Source organism: Streptomyces sp. VTCC 41912 (assembly GCF_045799175.1).
GTDB lineage: Bacteria > Actinomycetota > Actinomycetes > Streptomycetales > Streptomycetaceae > Streptomyces > Streptomyces albulus_C.
Genome location: NZ_JBJMAB010000011.1, coordinates 210031 through 225140, shown reverse-complemented (window position 1 = coordinate 225140; position 15110 = coordinate 210031). Strand labels below are relative to the sequence as shown.

Below are 15110 nucleotides of genomic sequence, written 5' to 3'. Positions count from 1 at the left end.
ACTCCATGAAGCAGATCCTCTTCTCCGGGACGATCGGGCTCTTCCTGACCCTGATCGGCACCCCGCTGCTGATCAAACTGCTGGCCAAGAAGGGCTACGGGCAGTTCATCCGCGATGACGGCCCCCGCACCCACGGCAGCAAGAAGGGCACGCCCACCATGGGCGGCATCTCCTTCATCCTGGCCACGATCATCGCCTACGCCCTGACGAAGGTGATCACCTCCAGCGACCCGACCTTCTCGGGCATCCTGGTGCTCTTCCTCTTCGCGGGCATGGGCCTGGTCGGCTTCCTCGACGACTACATCAAGATCGTCAAGCAGCGGTCGCTGGGCCTGCGGGCCAAGGCGAAGATGGCCGGCCAGCTGATCGTCGGCATCGCCTTCGCGGTGCTCTCGCTCCAGTTCGCCGACCTGCGGGGGGCGACCCCGGGGTCCGACCGGCTCTCGTTCACCCAGGACTTCGGCTGGCAGATCGGCCCGGTGCTGTTCGTCATCTGGGCGCTGTTCATGATCCTGGCGATGTCCAACGGCGTGAACCTCACCGACGGCCTCGACGGTCTGGCCACCGGCGCCTCGGTGATGGTCTTCGGCGCGTACACCTTCATCGGCATCTGGCAGTACCAGGAGTCCTGCGCCAACCAGATCACCGCCGGACCCGGCTGCTACGAGGTGCGCGATCCGCTCGACCTGGCCGTCGTCGCCTCCGCCCTGATGGGCGCCTGCTTCGGCTTCCTGTGGTGGAACACCTCGCCCGCCAAGATCTTCATGGGTGACACCGGTTCGCTGGCGCTGGGCGGTGCCCTCGCCGGCCTCGCGATCTGCTCCCGCACCGAGCTGCTGCTGGCCGTCCTCGGCGGTCTGTTCGTCCTGATCACCATGTCCGTGGTCATCCAGGTCGGCTCGTTCCGGATGACCGGCAAGCGGGTCTTCCGGATGGCGCCACTACAGCACCACTTCGAACTAAAGGGGTGGTCCGAAGTCCTTGTGGTGGTCCGCTTCTGGATCATCCAGGGCATGTGCGTGATCGTCGGTCTGGGCATCTTCTACGGCGGTTGGCAGGCGGCGAAGTGACCGGGTACGACCCGCGCGCCCCCCAGGACTTCGCCGGCAGGCACGTCACCGTTGCCGGCCTCGGCGTGAGCGGCGTCCCCGCCGCCCGCGCCCTGGCCGGCCTCGGCGCCCGCGTCACCGTCGTCAACGGCAGCGACGGCGAACGGGAGCGGGCCCAGGCGGCCGAACTGGAGCAATGGGCCGCGGCACGAAGCGCCTCCGGGGAGGGGGGCGGTGGGCGACGGGCGGGCGTCACGGTCCGGCTCGGCGACGGGGAGACCCTGCCCGAGGGCACCGACGTGGTCGTGACCTCCCCCGGGTGGAAGCCCACCAGCCCGCTCTTCCTGGCGGCCGCGGAGGCCGGCGTCCCCGTCTGGGGCGACGTCGAACTCGCCTGGCGGCTGCGCGGTCCCGACGCGGCGCCCTGGCTGGCGGTCACCGGCACCAACGGCAAGACCACCACCGTCCGGATGCTGGCCTCGATCCTCGCCGCGGCCGGTCTGCGCACCGCCGCGGTCGGCAACATCGGCGTTCCGCTGGTCGACGTGGTGCTCGGCGAGGGCCGGGCGGAGGGGGCGACCTACGACGTCCTGGCCGTCGAGCTCTCCAGCTACCAGCTGCACTGGGCCCCGTCGGTGCGGGCGCACTCCGCGGCCGTCCTCAACCTCGCCCCGGACCACCTCGACTGGCACGGCTCCATGACGGCGTACGCCGCCGACAAGGGGCGGATCTACGAGGGCAACACCGTCGCCTGCGTCTACAACGCCGCCGACCCGGCGACCGAGGACCTGGTCCGGGCCGCCGACGTCGAGGAGGGCTGCCGGGCGATCGGCTTCACCCTCGGCACCCCCGGCCCCTCCCAAGTGGGCGTCGTCGACGGCATCCTCGTCGACCGCGCCTTCGTGGAGAACCGCCAGCAGCAGGCCCAGGAGCTGGCCGAGATCGCGGACATCGCGCCCGCCTCCGGCAAGCCGGCCCCGCACAACGTCGCCAACGCGCTGGCCGCCGCGGCGCTGGCCCGCGCCTTCGGCGTCCCGGCCGCCGCGGTCCGCGAGGGACTGCGCTCCTTCCACCCGGACCCGCACCGCATCCAGCACATCGCGGATGTCGCCGGGGTCTCCTACGTCGACGACTCCAAGGCCACCAACACCCACGCCGCCGAGGCGTCGTTGGCGGCGTACGAGAACATCGTGTGGGTCGCCGGCGGGCTGGCGAAGGGCGCCACCTTCGACGAGCTGGTGCGCACCGCCGCCGGGCGGCTGCGCGCAGTGGTCCTGATCGGCGCCGACCGGGCGCTGATCCGCGAAGCGCTCGGGCGACACGCGCCCGATGTCCCGGTCGTCGACCTCGACCGGACCGACACTGGGGCGATGTCCGAGGCGGTCCGGGAGGCGGCCCGGCTGGCCGAGGCCGGCGACACCGTCCTGTTGGCCCCGGCCTGCGCCTCGATGGACATGTTCGTCAATTACAACAAGCGGGGCGAGGCGTTCGCCGACGCGGTGGGCGAACTGGCCGCCGCGGGTCACTAGCCCGGTTCTCCCCGCTGCCGTCGTCGCCGGCGGCGAGCGCACCCGTGGAGGGGACGAGGATGACCGCCCGATCGGCGAAGCCGGCCCGGCCGAGCCCGGTGCGTCGGACCCCCGCGAAGGTGCGCCCGCCGCGGGCCGGCCGGACCCCGGCCGGCCCGCGCGGGCTCTACACCCGGGCCAAGCGGGCCTGGGACCGCCCGTTGACGGCCTACTACCTCATCCTCGGCGCCCCCCTGCTGGTCATCGTCCTGGGGCTGGTGATGGTCTACTCGGCGTCACAGATCAAGGCCCTCCAGTCCGGGCTGGCGCCGTCGTACTTCTTCCGCAAACAGCTCCTGGCGGCCGCCATCGGCGCCGGGCTGCTGCTGCTCGCCTCCCGGATGCCCGTGCGACGGCACCGGATGCTGGCGTACCCGCTGCTGGCCGGCTCGGTGTTCCTGCTCTGCCTGGTGCAGATCCCGGGTATCGGGGTCTCGGTCAACGGCAACCAGAACTGGCTCAGCCTGGGCGGCCCTTTCCAAGTGCAACCGAGCGAGTTCGGCAAGCTCGCGCTCGTCCTGTGGGCCGCCGACCTGCTCGCCCGCAAGGAGGAGAAGAAGCTGCTGACGCAGTGGAGGCAGCTGTTGGTTCCGCTGACGCCGGTGACGTTTCTCCTGCTCGGGCTGATCATGCTCGGCGGTGACATGGGCACCACGATCATCCTCACCGCGATCCTCTTCGGACTCCTGTGGTTGGCCGGCGCCCCGACCCGCCTCTTCGCGGCGGTGCTGGGCTCGGCCACGGTGCTCGGCGTACTGCTGATCAAGACCAGCGCCCACCGGATGTCCCGGCTCGCCTGCCTCGGCGCGACCGATCCGGGCCCCGGTGACCAGTGCTGGCAGGCCGTGCACGGCATCTACGCACTGGCCTCGGGCGGACTCTTCGGTTCCGGGCTCGGGGCGAGTATGGAAAAATGGGGAGAACTCCCTGAACCGCACACCGACTTCATCTTCGCCATCACCGGGGAGGAACTGGGACTGGCGGGGACGCTGTCGGTGCTCGCCCTCTTCGCGGCTCTAGGCTATGCGGGTATCCGCGTGGCCGGACGCACGGAGGACCCCTTCGTACGGTACGCAGCGGGAGGCGTGACCACCTGGATCATGGCTCAGGCCGTGATCAACATCGGTGCGGTGCTCGGTCTGTTGCCGATCGCCGGTGTCCCGCTGCCGCTGTTCTCCTACGGGGGCTCCGCCCTGCTGCCGACGATGTTCGCCGTCGGGCTGCTGATCGCCTTCGCGCGTGACGAGCCCGCCGCACGAGCGGCGTTGACGGCCCGGTCGGCGCGGAAGCCGGTGTCCGGAAGGAGACCGGCTGGGGTGAGATGGAAGACGATGAGACGGCGCGTTAAGAGGCGGCCGTCCGGAGAGCGGTGAATTTCGGTGCATGTCGTACTCGCCGGTGGGGGGACCGCCGGCCACATCGAGCCCGCGCTCGCCCTCGCGGACGCCCTGCGGAGGCAGGACCCGACCGTGGGGATCACGGCACTCGGCACGGAGCGCGGCCTGGAGACCCGACTGGTCCCCGAGCGCGGCTATGAGCTGGGCCTGATCCCGGCCGTGCCGCTGCCCCGCAAGCCCACCCCTGAACTGATCACCGTCCCCGGGCGGCTGCGCGGCACGATCAAGGCCGCCGAGCAGATCCTGGAGCGCACCAAGGCGGACTGCGTCGTCGGCTTCGGCGGCTACGTGGCGCTGCCCGGCTACCTGGCGGCCAAGCGGCTCGGGGTGCCGATCGTCGTCCACGAGGCCAACGCCCGCCCCGGCCTGGCCAACAAGATCGGCTCGCGGTACGCCACGTACGTCGCCGTCAGCACGCCGGACAGCAAGCTGCGCGGCGCCCGTTACGTGGGCATTCCGCTGCGCCGTTCCATCGCCACCCTGGACCGGGCCGCGATGCGGCCCGAGGCGCGTGCCGCGTTCGGCCTCGACCCCAACCTGCCGACCCTGTTGGTGTCCGGCGGCTCCCAGGGCGCCCGCCGCCTGAACGAGGTCGTCCAGGCGGCCGTGCCCGCGCTCCAGCGCTCCGGCATCCAGGTGCTGCACGCGGTGGGACCGAAGAACGAACTGCCGCACGTCGACAACATGCCGGGGATGCCCCCCTACGTCCCGGTACCGTACGTGGACCGGATGGATCTCGCGTACGCCGCGGCCGACATGATGCTGTGCCGCGCGGGCGCGATGACCGTCGCCGAGCTGTCCGCCGTCGGGCTGCCGGCCGCCTTCGTCCCGCTGCCGATCGGCAACGGCGAACAGCGGCTCAACGCCCAGCCGCTGGTCAACGCCGGCGGCGGCCTGCTGGTCGACGACGCCCAGCTGACCCCGGACTGGGTGCAGAACAACGTGCTCCCGGTCCTCGGTGATCCGCACCGGCTGTACGAGATGTCCCGCTCGGCCTCGGAGTTCGGCCGCCGGGACGCCGACGAGTTGCTGGTCGGCATGGTCTACGACGCGATCGAGCAGCACCGCAAGTAGCGGACGAGAGAAGGCGGAGAGCGTGGCCGGACCGACCACCGCCAGACGCGGAGCGAAGAAGTCACCGGCCGGCCCGCGCTCTTCGCCGCCCTCCGGCGGCCTGCGCTTCCGGCTTCCGACGCCCCGGCTGCGCCGTCCGAGCCGCCGCGGTGTGATCATCATCGCGGTGCTCGCGGCGCTGCTCGGGGGGTTCGCCACCTGGGCGCTCTACGGCTCGGACTGGCTCCGGTTGGAGCAGGTCCGAGCGACCGGCACCGACGTGCTCACGCCGGCGGAGGTGGTCGCCGCCGCGGCCGCCCCCGTCAACGCGCCGCTCGCCTCGGTGGACACCGACGCGGTGCGGCGCCGACTGCTCGCCCGGCTCCCGCGCCTCAAGAGTGTTGAAGTCACCCGTTCATGGCCGCACACCCTCGGTCTGGAAGTGACCGAAAGGACGCCGGAACTGCTGCTGCAAACGAACGGGAAGTTCGAAGAAGTGGACGCCGAAGGCATCCGGTTCGCCACGGTGAGCCGCGCGCCCAAGGGCGTTCCGCTTCTGAATCTGTCGGTTTCCGACTCCCCGAGTTCGCGCCGTTTCGGAACCGGTCGATTGCTGCGCGCCGCGGTCACCGTCGCCGGGGACCTCCCCGCCGCGGTCCGCAAGGACGTCCGCACCCTCCGGGTCCGCTCCTACGACTCCATCACCCTCGAACTCGCAGGTGGTCGCACGGTGATGTGGGGCAGCCGCGAACAGGGAGCGGAAAAGGCGAAGGTGCTGGCCGGGCTGTTGAAGGCCGCGCGTGACGCGCACCACTTCGACATCTCGGTCCCCAGCGCGCCCGCGGTGTCCGGGAGTTGACGTACCGCGCCGCAGGCCAGCACCCTGGATGGCTACGACTATGGGTGATCACATAGGGTGAAAAGAAAAACGGGAGGTTCGGCGTGTTCGTTGAACGCGCGCGCCTTGTCGACTTAGTGTCTCGTTCCAAAGGGACCGTGGGACCAGGAACACAGGCACAGTAACCCTAAACTTCAGGGTTAGGGTTTGGGTCGGCAGAGCGGACCATCCCTTCGGCATCAGTCGGCGTCCACACGCAATGTGCGGCGACGACACGTAAATCGAGGCGAGAGGCCTTCGACGTGGCAGCACCGCAGAACTACCTCGCAGTCATCAAGGTCGTCGGCATCGGCGGCGGTGGCGTGAACGCCATCAACCGGATGATCGAGGTCGGGCTCAAGGGCGTCGAGTTCATCGCGATCAACACCGATGCGCAGGCGTTGCTCATGAGCGACGCCGACGTCAAGCTCGACGTCGGCCGCGAGATGACGCGCGGACTCGGCGCCGGCGCCAACCCGGACGTGGGCCGCAAGGCGGCCGAGGACCACCGCGAGGAGATCGAGGAGGTCCTCAAGGGGGCCGACATGGTCTTCGTGACCGCGGGTGAGGGCGGCGGCACCGGCACCGGCGGTGCCCCGGTCGTCGCCAACATCGCCCGCTCGCTGGGGGCCCTGACGATCGGTGTGGTCACCCGGCCGTTCACCTTCGAGGGCCGCCGCCGCGCCAACCAGGCCGAGGACGGCATCGCGAGCCTTCGCGAAGAGGTCGACACCCTCATCGTGATCCCCAACGACCGCCTGCTGTCCATCTCGGACCGTCAGGTGAGCGTGCTGGACGCGTTCAAGTCCGCGGACCAGGTGCTGCTCTCGGGTGTCCAGGGCATCACCGACCTCATCACGACCCCGGGCCTGATCAACCTCGACTTCGCCGACGTCAAGTCCGTGATGTCGGAGGCCGGCTCCGCGCTCATGGGCATCGGCTCGGCGCGCGGCGACGACCGTGCGGTGGCCGCCGCGGAGATGGCGATCTCCTCGCCGCTGCTGGAGGCGTCCATCGACGGTGCCCGCGGCGTGCTGCTCTCCATCTCCGGCGGGTCCGACCTCGGCCTCTTCGAGATCAACGAGGCAGCCCAGCTGGTCAGCGAGGCCGCGCACCCCGAGGCCAACATCATCTTCGGTGCGGTCATCGACGACGCGCTGGGCGACGAGGTCCGGGTCACCGTCATCGCCGCCGGGTTCGACGGCGGTCAGCCGCCGGCCCGCCGGGAAGCGCAGCAGGCCGGCATGCCCGCCCCGAAGCGCGAGGAGCCCACCCCGGCGCCGGTCCGCCCGACGGTGCCCCCGGTCGACCCGCCGCGCACGGCGCCGGCGTTCGGCGGCCTCGGTGCCGTCCCGCCGGTCCGGGACGAGTCCTCGGTGTCGTCCGAGTCCTCCTCGCTGGGCGAGGTCTCCGCCCCGCCGACCGGCGGTCCTTCGGTTCCCCCGGCCCGTCCGTACTCGGACTCCGCGGCCGAGGAGCTGGACGTCCCCGACTTCCTGAAGTGATGTAAAGCACCGACGTGATAGGGCAACAGCACCACGAGAGCGGCGCGCACTTCGCCTTCACCGACAGGTGGGGCGGGGTGAGCGCCGCTCCGTATGAGCAGCTCAACCTGGGCGGCGCGGTGGGCGACGACCCCGCGGCCGTCCGCACCAACCGCGAGCTGGCGGCCCGGGAGCTGGGCCTCGACCCGGCCGCGGTGGTCTGGATGAACCAGGTCCACGGCCGGGACGTGGCCGTGGTCGACGGACCCTGGGGGGAGGGCGACGTCCCGTCCGTGGACGCGCTGGTGACCACCCGTCGGGGACTGGCGCTGGCCGTACTGACCGCCGACTGCACCCCGGTCCTGCTCGCCGACCCGGTCGCCGGGGTCGCGGGAGCCGCGCACGCCGGGCGCCCCGGCCTGGTCGCCGGGGTCGTGCCGGCGGTCGTCGCGGCGATGACCGCACGGGGCGCGGAGCCGTCCCGGATCCTCGCGCACGTCGGCCCCGCGGTCTGCGGGCGCTGCTACGAGGTGCCCGAGGCGATGCGTGCCGACGTCGCCGCGGTGGTGCCCGAGGCGTGGGCGACCACCTCCTGGGGCACCCCTTCGGTGGACGTCACCGCCGGGGTGCGGGCCCAACTCGCCGCGGCCGGTGTGCAGTTGCGCACGCAATCACCCCTCTGCACCCGTGAGTCGGCGGACCACTTCTCGTACCGTCGCGACCGCACGACCGGGCGGCTCGCGAGCTACGTCTGGCTCGGGGGCGTCCCCGGAGAGGCTGCGCCGTGAGCGACGTTCGCAAAATGCAACTGGCCGACAATCTGGCGCGGGTGGAGGATCGTATCTCCGCAGCCTGCGCCAAGGCCGGCCGGGCGCGTGACGAGGTCACGCTGATCGTCGTCACCAAGACCTACCCCGCGAGCGACGTCCGTCTGCTCGCGGAGCTGGGGGTCCGTCAGGTCGCCGAGAACCGCGACCAGGAGGCGGCGCCCAAGGCGGCCGAATGTGCTGATTTGTCGCTCACTTGGCACTTCGTCGGTCAATTGCAGACCAACAAGGTGCGGTCCGTGGCCCGTTATGCCGGGATCGTGCAGTCGATCGACCGACCGCGGCTCGCCACCGCACTGTCCAAGGAGGCGGTGCGTTCCGGGCGCGAGCTGGGTTGCCTGATCCAGGTGGCGCTTGACGTCGACTCAGGCGAAACGGGGCGGACCACCGGGGACCGCGGCGGGGTGGCGCCGGAGGGCGTCGCCGAACTCGCCGACGCGATCGCCGGTTCCCAAGGGCTGCGACTGGACGGCCTGATGACCGTCGCGCCGCTGGCCGGGCCGTACGCGGGACGTCAACGCGCCGCTTTCGAGCGGCTCATGGAAATCTCATCCGACCTGCGCGCGAACCATCCTGCTGCCACCATGGTGTCGGCAGGGATGAGTGCGGACCTTGAGGACGCGGTGGCTGCCGGGGCGACACATGTGCGCATCGGTACCGCGGTACTCGGAGTCCGACCACGGCTCGGGTAACGTCGCCAAGCAAGTCGGACCACAGCACAAAATATGGTCATTCCCGCAGGAAGCGGGCAGGCCGAGTGGATCCAAGGCCCCCGGTGACGGAGCCGATCCACCACAGAGCGGAGGACGCAGAGAATGGCCGGCGCGATGCGCAAGATGGCGGTCTACCTCGGCCTCGTGGAGGACGATGGGTACGACGGCCGGGGGTTCGACCCCGACGACGAGTTCGAGCCCGAGCTTGACCCGGAGCCCGATCGCGGGCGGCGGCAACAGCATCAAGTGCAGCCCGAAACACGCCCGGAACGGGAGGAACCGGTCCGCGCCGTAACGCCCCCCGCTCCGCGTGAACCCGCCCCGCTCGCCGCGGAAAGCGGACGACCCGCGCGTATCGCCCCCGTGGCATCCATCACACCCGAACGTCCGAACCTGGAGAAGAACGCACCGGTGATCATGCCCAAAGTTGTGTCCGAGCGGGAGCCTTACCGCATCACCACACTTCACCCCCGGACCTACAACGAAGCCCGTACCATCGGGGAACACTTCCGTGAGGGCACTCCGGTGATCATGAATCTCACGGAGATGGACGACACGGACGCGAAGCGACTTGTCGACTTTGCGGCCGGTCTGGTCTTCGGACTGCACGGCAGCATTGAGCGGGTGACGCAGAAGGTGTTCCTGTTGTCGCCTGCTAACGTCGATGTCACGGCGGAGGACAAGGCCCGTATCGCAGAGGGCGGGTTCTTCAACCAAAGCTGAGACGCAACACCGGGCACACCAGGGCCGTAAGGTCTGACGGAGAACCAAGGGGAGAGGGAAGCGCGAGATGAGTGTCGCTGGTCAGGTGATCTACATCGCGCTGTACTGCTTCCTGATCCTCCTGATCTTCCGACTGGTGATGGACTACGTGTTCCAGTTCGCCCGTTCATGGCAACCCGGCAAGGCGATGGTGGTGATTCTTGAGGCCACCTACACTGTCACCGATCCGCCACTCAAGCTTCTGCGGCGGGTCATCCCGCCGCTGCGTCTCGGGGGCGTGGCGCTCGACCTGTCCTTCTTCGTATTGATGATCATCGTCTACATCCTGATCACCGTCGTGAGAACGGTGTTGTTGGTGTGAACGATACGGTCTTGCCGATTGCCGACGACTACGTTGAGGTGAAGTAGAGATGCCGTTGACCCCCGAGGACGTGCGGAACAAGCAGTTCACGACCGTCCGCCTCCGAGAAGGCTATGACGAGGACGAGGTCGATGCCTTCCTCGACGAGGTCGAGGGCGAACTGACCCGCCTGCTCCGGGAGAACGAGGACCTGCGCGCCAAGCTGGCCGCCGCCACTCGTGCCGCCGCGCAGAACCAGCAGCAGGGTCTGCGCAAGGGTCCCGACCAGCAGCAGGAGCAGCAGCAGCGGCCGGGGGCTCCGGTGCCCGCCGCCATATCCGGTCCGCAGCCGGTTCCGCCGCAGCAGCAGGGGATGGGTGGCCCGCCCCAACTGCCCGGTGGTGCACCGCAGCTGCCCCCCGGTCCCAGTGGCCACGGTCCCGGTGGCCACGGTCCTGGTGGCCACGGTCCGCAGGGCCCGCACGGCCCCGGCCCGATGGGCCAGGGCGGCCCCATGGGCGGTCCGCTCGGCGGTCCCGGACAGCAACTGCCGCAGCCGGCCCCGCAGCAGGGCGGCCCCGGCGGTGACAGCGCGGCCCGCGTGCTGTCGCTGGCACAGCAGACCGCCGACCAGGCGATCGCGGAGGCCCGTTCCGAGGCCAACAAGATCGTCGGCGAGGCGCGCAGCCGTGCCGAGGGCCTGGAGCGGGACGCCCGCGCCAAGGCCGACGCGCTGGAGCGGGACGCGCAGGAGAAGCACCGCGTGGCGATGGGCTCGCTGGAGTCGGCCCGCGCGACGCTGGAGCGCAAGGTCGAGGACCTGCGGGGCTTCGAGCGCGAGTACCGCACCCGTCTGAAGTCGTACCTGGAGAGCCAGCTGCGTCAGCTGGAGAACCAGTCCGACGACTCGCTGGCCCCGCCGCGGACCCCGGCTGCCGCCTCGCTGCCGCCGTCGCCGTCGATGGCGTCGGCCGGTGCGGGCACCATGGGCGGCAACCACACCATGGGTGGCGGCCCGTCGATGGGCGGCAACCACTCCATGAGCAGCCCGTCCAGCGGCGGTCCGTCCTACGGCGGCCAGCAGCAGATGTCGCCGGCGATGACCCAGCCGATGGCGCCGGTGCGGCCGCAGGGCCCGTCGCCGATGCAGCAGACGCCGTCGCCGATGCGCGGCTTCCTCATCGACGAGGACGACAACTGACGCACGGCTGACGCCGGTACGGCGCACAGAGTCGGCAATCAGGGCCGGGCCCCGAGGGAGTTCCCTCGGGGCCCGGCCCTTTTGCTGCCCTCCCCCTTGTGGGGGGCGCGGCCGGTGGCGCGCAGGGGGCGGACAAGAGTGCAGGCCCCGGCGCGGAGTGCGCCGGGGCCTGCGGGCGGGCCGTGCGGCCCGGTCGTGCTTGCCGTGCTTCCGTGCTCCGTTACGCCTTGCGGAGGTGGAAAGTCAGGGACAGCGCCTCGTCGGTGAAGGCCGGGCCGTAGGACCCGTCCGGTTCGCCGGCGGCGAAGTCGGTGGCCAGCACCTCGTCGGAGATCAGGGCGGTGTGGTCGGCCAGGGCCGTCCGCACCTCGTCGTCGTCGGCCGTCCAGCGCAGCGCGATCCGGTCGGCGACGTCCAGGCCGCTGTTCTTGCGGGCCTCCTGGATCAGCCGGATCGCGTCGCGGGCCAGGCCGGCGCGGCGCAGCTCCGGGGTGATCTCCAGGTCCAGCGCGACCGTCGCCCCCGCGTCGGAGGCCACCGACCAACCCTCGCGCGGGGTTTCGGTGATGATGACCTCTTCCGGGGTGAGGGCGACGGTCTCGCCGTCCACCTCGACGCTCGCCGTGCCGTCGCGCAGCGCGAGCGAGAGAGCGGCGGCGTCCGCGGTGGCGACGGCCTTGGCGACCGCCTGGACGCCCTTGCCGAACCGCTTGCCCAGGGCCCGGAAGTTGGCCTTGGCGGTGGTGTCCACCAGGGAGCCGCCCACCTCGGAGAGGGAGGCCAGCGAGCTGACGTTCAGCTCCTCGGCGATCTGGTCGCGCAGGTCGGCGGAGAGGTCCGCGAAGCCGTGCGCGCCGACCAGCGCGCGGGACAGCGGCTGGCGGGTCTTCACCCCGGACTCGGCGCGGGTGGCGCGGCCCAGTTCGACCAGGCGGCGCACGAGCTGCATCTGCGCGGAGAGCGCCGGGTCGATCAGCGTGCGGTCGGCGACCGGCCAGGTGGTGAGGTGCACCGAGTCCGGGGCGTCCGGGCTGACCGGAACGACCAGGTCCTGCCAGACCCGTTCGGTGATGAACGGGACGAGCGGGGCCATCAGCCGGGTGACGGTCTCGATGACGTCGTGGAGGGTGCGCAGCGCGGCGGCGTCGCCCTGCCAGAAGCGGCGGCGGGAGCGGCGCACGTACCAGTTGGAGAGGTCGTCGACGAAGGCGGAGAGCAGCTTGCCGGCGCGCTGGGTGTCGAAGCCCTCCAGGGCGTCGGTCACCCCCTCCACCAGGCTGTTGAGCTCGCCGAGCAGCCAACGGTCCAGCAGCGGGCGCTCCGCCGGGGCCGGGTCGGCCGCGGACGGCGCCCACTGGGCGGTGCGGGCGTAGAGCGCCTGGAAGGCGACGGTGTTCCAGTACGTCAGCAGTGTCTTGCGGACGACTTCCTGGATGGTGCCGTGGCCGACCCGGCGGGCCGACCAGGGGGAGCCGCCGGCGGCCATGAACCAGCGGACCGCGTCGGCGCCGTGCCGGTCCATCAGCGGGATCGGCTGGAGGGTGTTGCCCAGGTGCTTGGACATCTTCCGGCCGTCCTCGGCGAGGATGTGGCCCAGGCAGACCACGTTCTCGTACGAGGACTTGTCGAAGACGAGCGTGCCGACGGCCATCAGGGTGTAGAACCAGCCGCGGGTCTGGTCGATGGCCTCGGAGATGAACTGCGCCGGGTAGCGCTTCTCGAAGAGCTCCTTGTTGCGGTACGGGTAGCCCCACTGCGCGAACGGCATCGAGCCGGAGTCGTACCAGGCGTCGATGACCTCCGGGACGCGGACCGCGGTCAGCGTGCAGCCCTCGTGGGTGCAGCCGAAGGTGACCGCGTCGATGAACGGGCGGTGCGGGTCCAGGCCGGACTGGTCGGTGCCGGTCAGTTCGGACAGCTCGGTGAGCGAGCCGACGCAGGTGAGGTGGCCCTCCTCGCAGCGCCAGATGGGCAGCGGGGTGCCCCAGTAGCGGTTGCGGGACAGTGCCCAGTCGATGTTGTTGTTCAGCCAGTCGCCGAACCGGCCGTGCTTGACCGACTCCGGGAACCAGTTGGTGTTCTCGTTCTCCCGCAGGAGGGCGTCCTTGACCGCGGTGGTGCGGATGTACCAGGACGGCTGGGCGTAGTAGAGCAGCGCCGTGTGGCAGCGCCAGCAGTGCGGGTAGCTGTGCTCGTAGGCGAGGTGGCGGAAGAGCAGGCCGCGGGCGTCGAGGTCGGCGACCAGCGCCTCGTCGGCCTTCTTGAAGAACTGGCCGCCGACGAGCGCCAGCTGCTCCTCGAAGGTGCCGTCCGGACGGACCGGGTTGATCACCGGGAGGCCGTACGCGCGGCAGGTCCTCAGGTCGTCCTCACCGAACGCGGGGGCCTGGTGGACCAGGCCGGTGCCGTCGTCGGTGGTGACGTACTCGGCGTTGACGACGAAGTTGGCGCCGTCGAGGTCGACGAGCTGGAAGGGGCGCTCGTAGGCCCAGCGCTCCATCTCGCGGCCGGTGAAGGACTCGCCGGTGGCCGTCCAGCCTTCGCCCAGCGCCTTCTCCAGCAGCGGCTCGGCGACGACCAGCTGTTCGGTGCCGTCGGTGGCGACGACGTAGGTGACGTCGGGGTGCGTGGCGACGGCGGTGTTGGAGACCAGGGTCCAGGGGGTGGTCGTCCAGATCAGCAGCGCGGCGCGGCCGGCGAGCGGGCCGGAGGTCAGCGGGAGGCGGACGAAGACCGAGGGGTCGACGACCGTCTCGTAGCCCTGCGCCAGCTCGTGGTCCGACAGACCGGTGCCGCAGCGCGGGCACCAGGGGGCGACGCGGTGGTCCTGGACCAGCAGGCCCTTGGAGAAGATCTCCTTCAGGGACCACCACACCGACTCGATGTAGTCGGGGTCCATCGTGCGGTACGGGGCGTCCAGGTCCGTCCAGTAGCCCATCCGCGTGGTCAGCTCGCCGAAGGCGTCGGTGTGCCGGGTCACCGACTCGCGGCACTTGGCGTTGAACTCGGCGATGCCGTACGCCTCGATGTCCTTCTTGCCGTTGAAGCCCAGCTCCTTCTCCACGGCCAGCTCGACCGGGAGGCCGTGGCAGTCCCAGCCGGCCTTGCGGTCGACGTGGTAGCCCTGCATCGTGCGGAACCGGGGGAAGACGTCCTTGAAGACGCGGGCCTCGATGTGGTGGGCGCCGGGCATGCCGTTGGCCGTCGGGGGGCCCTCGTAGAAGACCCACTCGGGGCGGCCCTCGGACTGCTGGAGGGTGCGGGCGAAGACCTTCCGCTCCTGCCAGAAGTCGAGCACCGCGTGCTCCAGGGCGGGCAGGTCTACCTGGGCTGGTACCGGGCGGTACTGGGGTGTGGGACTCATCGGTTCCTCCGGCGGACACCTGGGTGCGTTCTCCGACCGGAGGGACGAGAGCACGGGCTCCCGCGGTACCACCCTCCTTGACGGCGCTTCGCGCACCGTCCCCTCATTGGGGTCGCGCTGCCGGTTCTAGTGGCCCCGGGGCGATCCGTGGGCTTTCTTCCGGCGGCTCCGGGGTGATCTTCACGTCATGCACGCCCCCGGGCTCGCACCGTCCCCGGGTCGCTGCTGGCTGCGTACGACGCTACTCGTCCCATCAATGCCTTTCGCTGCGCCCAGTGTAAAGGGCCGTGCCGACGGGGGCCGACCGGTTTACGGGCCGCCGGCTCGGGCCGGTCGGACGGGGCGGTTGCGGCACGTCCAGCCGGCCGGCGGGTGACCCGAATGGCAAAGTCGGCAGACCGGCTCATTCCGGGCGGATTACCGCGGCCGCGGCGGGGCACAACCGAGGCAGACCGGACGTACGGTCCCGGCGGCGGGGGTGGCCGGGCGGTGCGTCCCGTTGCCGCGCGTCGCG

General features: G+C 70.9%; 12 protein-coding genes. 11 read left to right on the top strand and 1 reads right to left on the bottom strand.

Annotation, left to right across the window (positions count from 1 at the left end):
- Positions 1 to 5 precede the first annotated feature (5 nt).
- The 11 genes from mraY (at position 6) to ACJ6WD_RS18820 (ending at position 11232) form a co-directional block, all read left to right on the top strand.
- Positions 6 to 1070 (top strand): phospho-N-acetylmuramoyl-pentapeptide-transferase, encoded by a 1065-nt coding sequence (gene mraY, locus ACJ6WD_RS18870; protein WP_016574588.1) that lies wholly within the window; start codon positions 6 to 8, stop codon positions 1068 to 1070.
- Complete coding sequence (murD, locus tag ACJ6WD_RS18865; protein ID WP_233661291.1) at positions 1067 to 2578, top strand: UDP-N-acetylmuramoyl-L-alanine--D-glutamate ligase; 1512 nt, start codon at positions 1067 to 1069, stop codon at positions 2576 to 2578. The genes mraY and murD overlap by 4 nt, the downstream gene beginning before the upstream one ends.
- Before the next feature lie 59 nt (positions 2579 to 2637).
- Complete coding sequence (ftsW, locus tag ACJ6WD_RS18860) at positions 2638 to 3990, top strand: putative lipid II flippase FtsW (RefSeq protein WP_331248564.1); 1353 nt, start codon at positions 2638 to 2640, stop codon at positions 3988 to 3990.
- 6 nt (positions 3991 to 3996) lie between these two features.
- Positions 3997 to 5088 (top strand): undecaprenyldiphospho-muramoylpentapeptide beta-N-acetylglucosaminyltransferase, encoded by a 1092-nt coding sequence (gene murG / locus ACJ6WD_RS18855; protein ID WP_016574591.1) that lies wholly within the window; start codon positions 3997 to 3999, stop codon positions 5086 to 5088.
- Between the two features lie 22 nt (positions 5089 to 5110).
- Positions 5111 to 5926 carry a cell division protein FtsQ/DivIB gene (locus tag ACJ6WD_RS18850; protein WP_233661289.1) on the top strand — a complete coding sequence of 272 codons (816 nt, stop codon included), beginning with the start codon at positions 5111 to 5113 and terminating at the stop codon, positions 5924 to 5926.
- A gap of 281 nt (positions 5927 to 6207) precedes the next feature.
- Positions 6208 to 7449 carry a cell division protein FtsZ gene (gene ftsZ, locus ACJ6WD_RS18845; protein ID WP_233661288.1) on the top strand — a complete coding sequence of 414 codons (1242 nt, stop codon included), beginning with the start codon at positions 6208 to 6210 and terminating at the stop codon, positions 7447 to 7449.
- Positions 7450 to 7463: 14 nt separating this feature from the next.
- Positions 7464 to 8216 carry a peptidoglycan editing factor PgeF gene (gene pgeF / locus ACJ6WD_RS18840; RefSeq protein WP_407616211.1) on the top strand — a complete coding sequence of 251 codons (753 nt, stop codon included), beginning with the start codon at positions 7464 to 7466 and terminating at the stop codon, positions 8214 to 8216.
- A 14-nt stretch (positions 8217 to 8230) separates the two neighbouring features.
- Positions 8231 to 8947 (top strand): YggS family pyridoxal phosphate-dependent enzyme, encoded by a 717-nt coding sequence (locus ACJ6WD_RS18835; RefSeq protein ID WP_407616218.1) that lies wholly within the window; start codon positions 8231 to 8233, stop codon positions 8945 to 8947.
- Positions 8948 to 9070: 123 nt separating this feature from the next.
- Entirely contained in the window at positions 9071 to 9691 is a 621-nt protein-coding gene (locus ACJ6WD_RS18830) for a cell division protein SepF (protein WP_016575127.1), read from the top strand.
- 67 nt (positions 9692 to 9758) lie between these two features.
- Positions 9759 to 10052 carry a YggT family protein gene (locus ACJ6WD_RS18825; RefSeq protein WP_016575128.1) on the top strand — a complete coding sequence of 98 codons (294 nt, stop codon included), beginning with the start codon at positions 9759 to 9761 and terminating at the stop codon, positions 10050 to 10052.
- Positions 10053 to 10101: 49 nt separating this feature from the next.
- On the top strand, positions 10102 to 11232 hold the full coding sequence (locus ACJ6WD_RS18820) for a DivIVA domain-containing protein (protein WP_233661286.1): 1131 nt from the start codon (positions 10102 to 10104) through the stop codon (positions 11230 to 11232).
- 220 nt (positions 11233 to 11452) lie between these two features.
- Here the strand turns inward: ACJ6WD_RS18820 and ileS are convergent, their stop codons facing one another.
- Entirely contained in the window at positions 11453 to 14596 is a 3144-nt protein-coding gene (gene ileS / locus ACJ6WD_RS18815) for an isoleucine--tRNA ligase (RefSeq protein WP_407616210.1), read from the bottom strand.
- Positions 14597 to 15110: the final 514 nt, after the last annotated feature.

What these genes read in the sequence shown, in the direction of transcription:
- ACJ6WD_RS18825 (WP_016575128.1), top strand. Translation starts at nt 9,759, where the DNA reads ATGAGTGTCGCTGGTCAGGTGATCTACATCGCGCTGTACTGCTTCCTG.
- ftsW (WP_331248564.1), top strand. Translation starts at nt 2,638, where the DNA reads ATGACCGCCCGATCGGCGAAGCCGGCCCGGCCGAGCCCGGTGCGTCGG.
- ACJ6WD_RS18835 (WP_407616218.1), top strand. Translation starts at nt 8,231, where the DNA reads ATGCAACTGGCCGACAATCTGGCGCGGGTGGAGGATCGTATCTCCGCA.
- mraY (WP_016574588.1), top strand. Translation starts at nt 6, where the DNA reads ATGAAGCAGATCCTCTTCTCCGGGACGATCGGGCTCTTCCTGACCCTG.
- ileS (WP_407616210.1), bottom strand. Translation starts at nt 14,596, where the DNA reads ATGAGTCCCACACCCCAGTACCGCCCGGTACCAGCCCAGGTAGACCTG.
- ACJ6WD_RS18830 (WP_016575127.1), top strand. Translation starts at nt 9,071, where the DNA reads ATGGCCGGCGCGATGCGCAAGATGGCGGTCTACCTCGGCCTCGTGGAG.
- ACJ6WD_RS18820 (WP_233661286.1), top strand. Translation starts at nt 10,102, where the DNA reads ATGCCGTTGACCCCCGAGGACGTGCGGAACAAGCAGTTCACGACCGTC.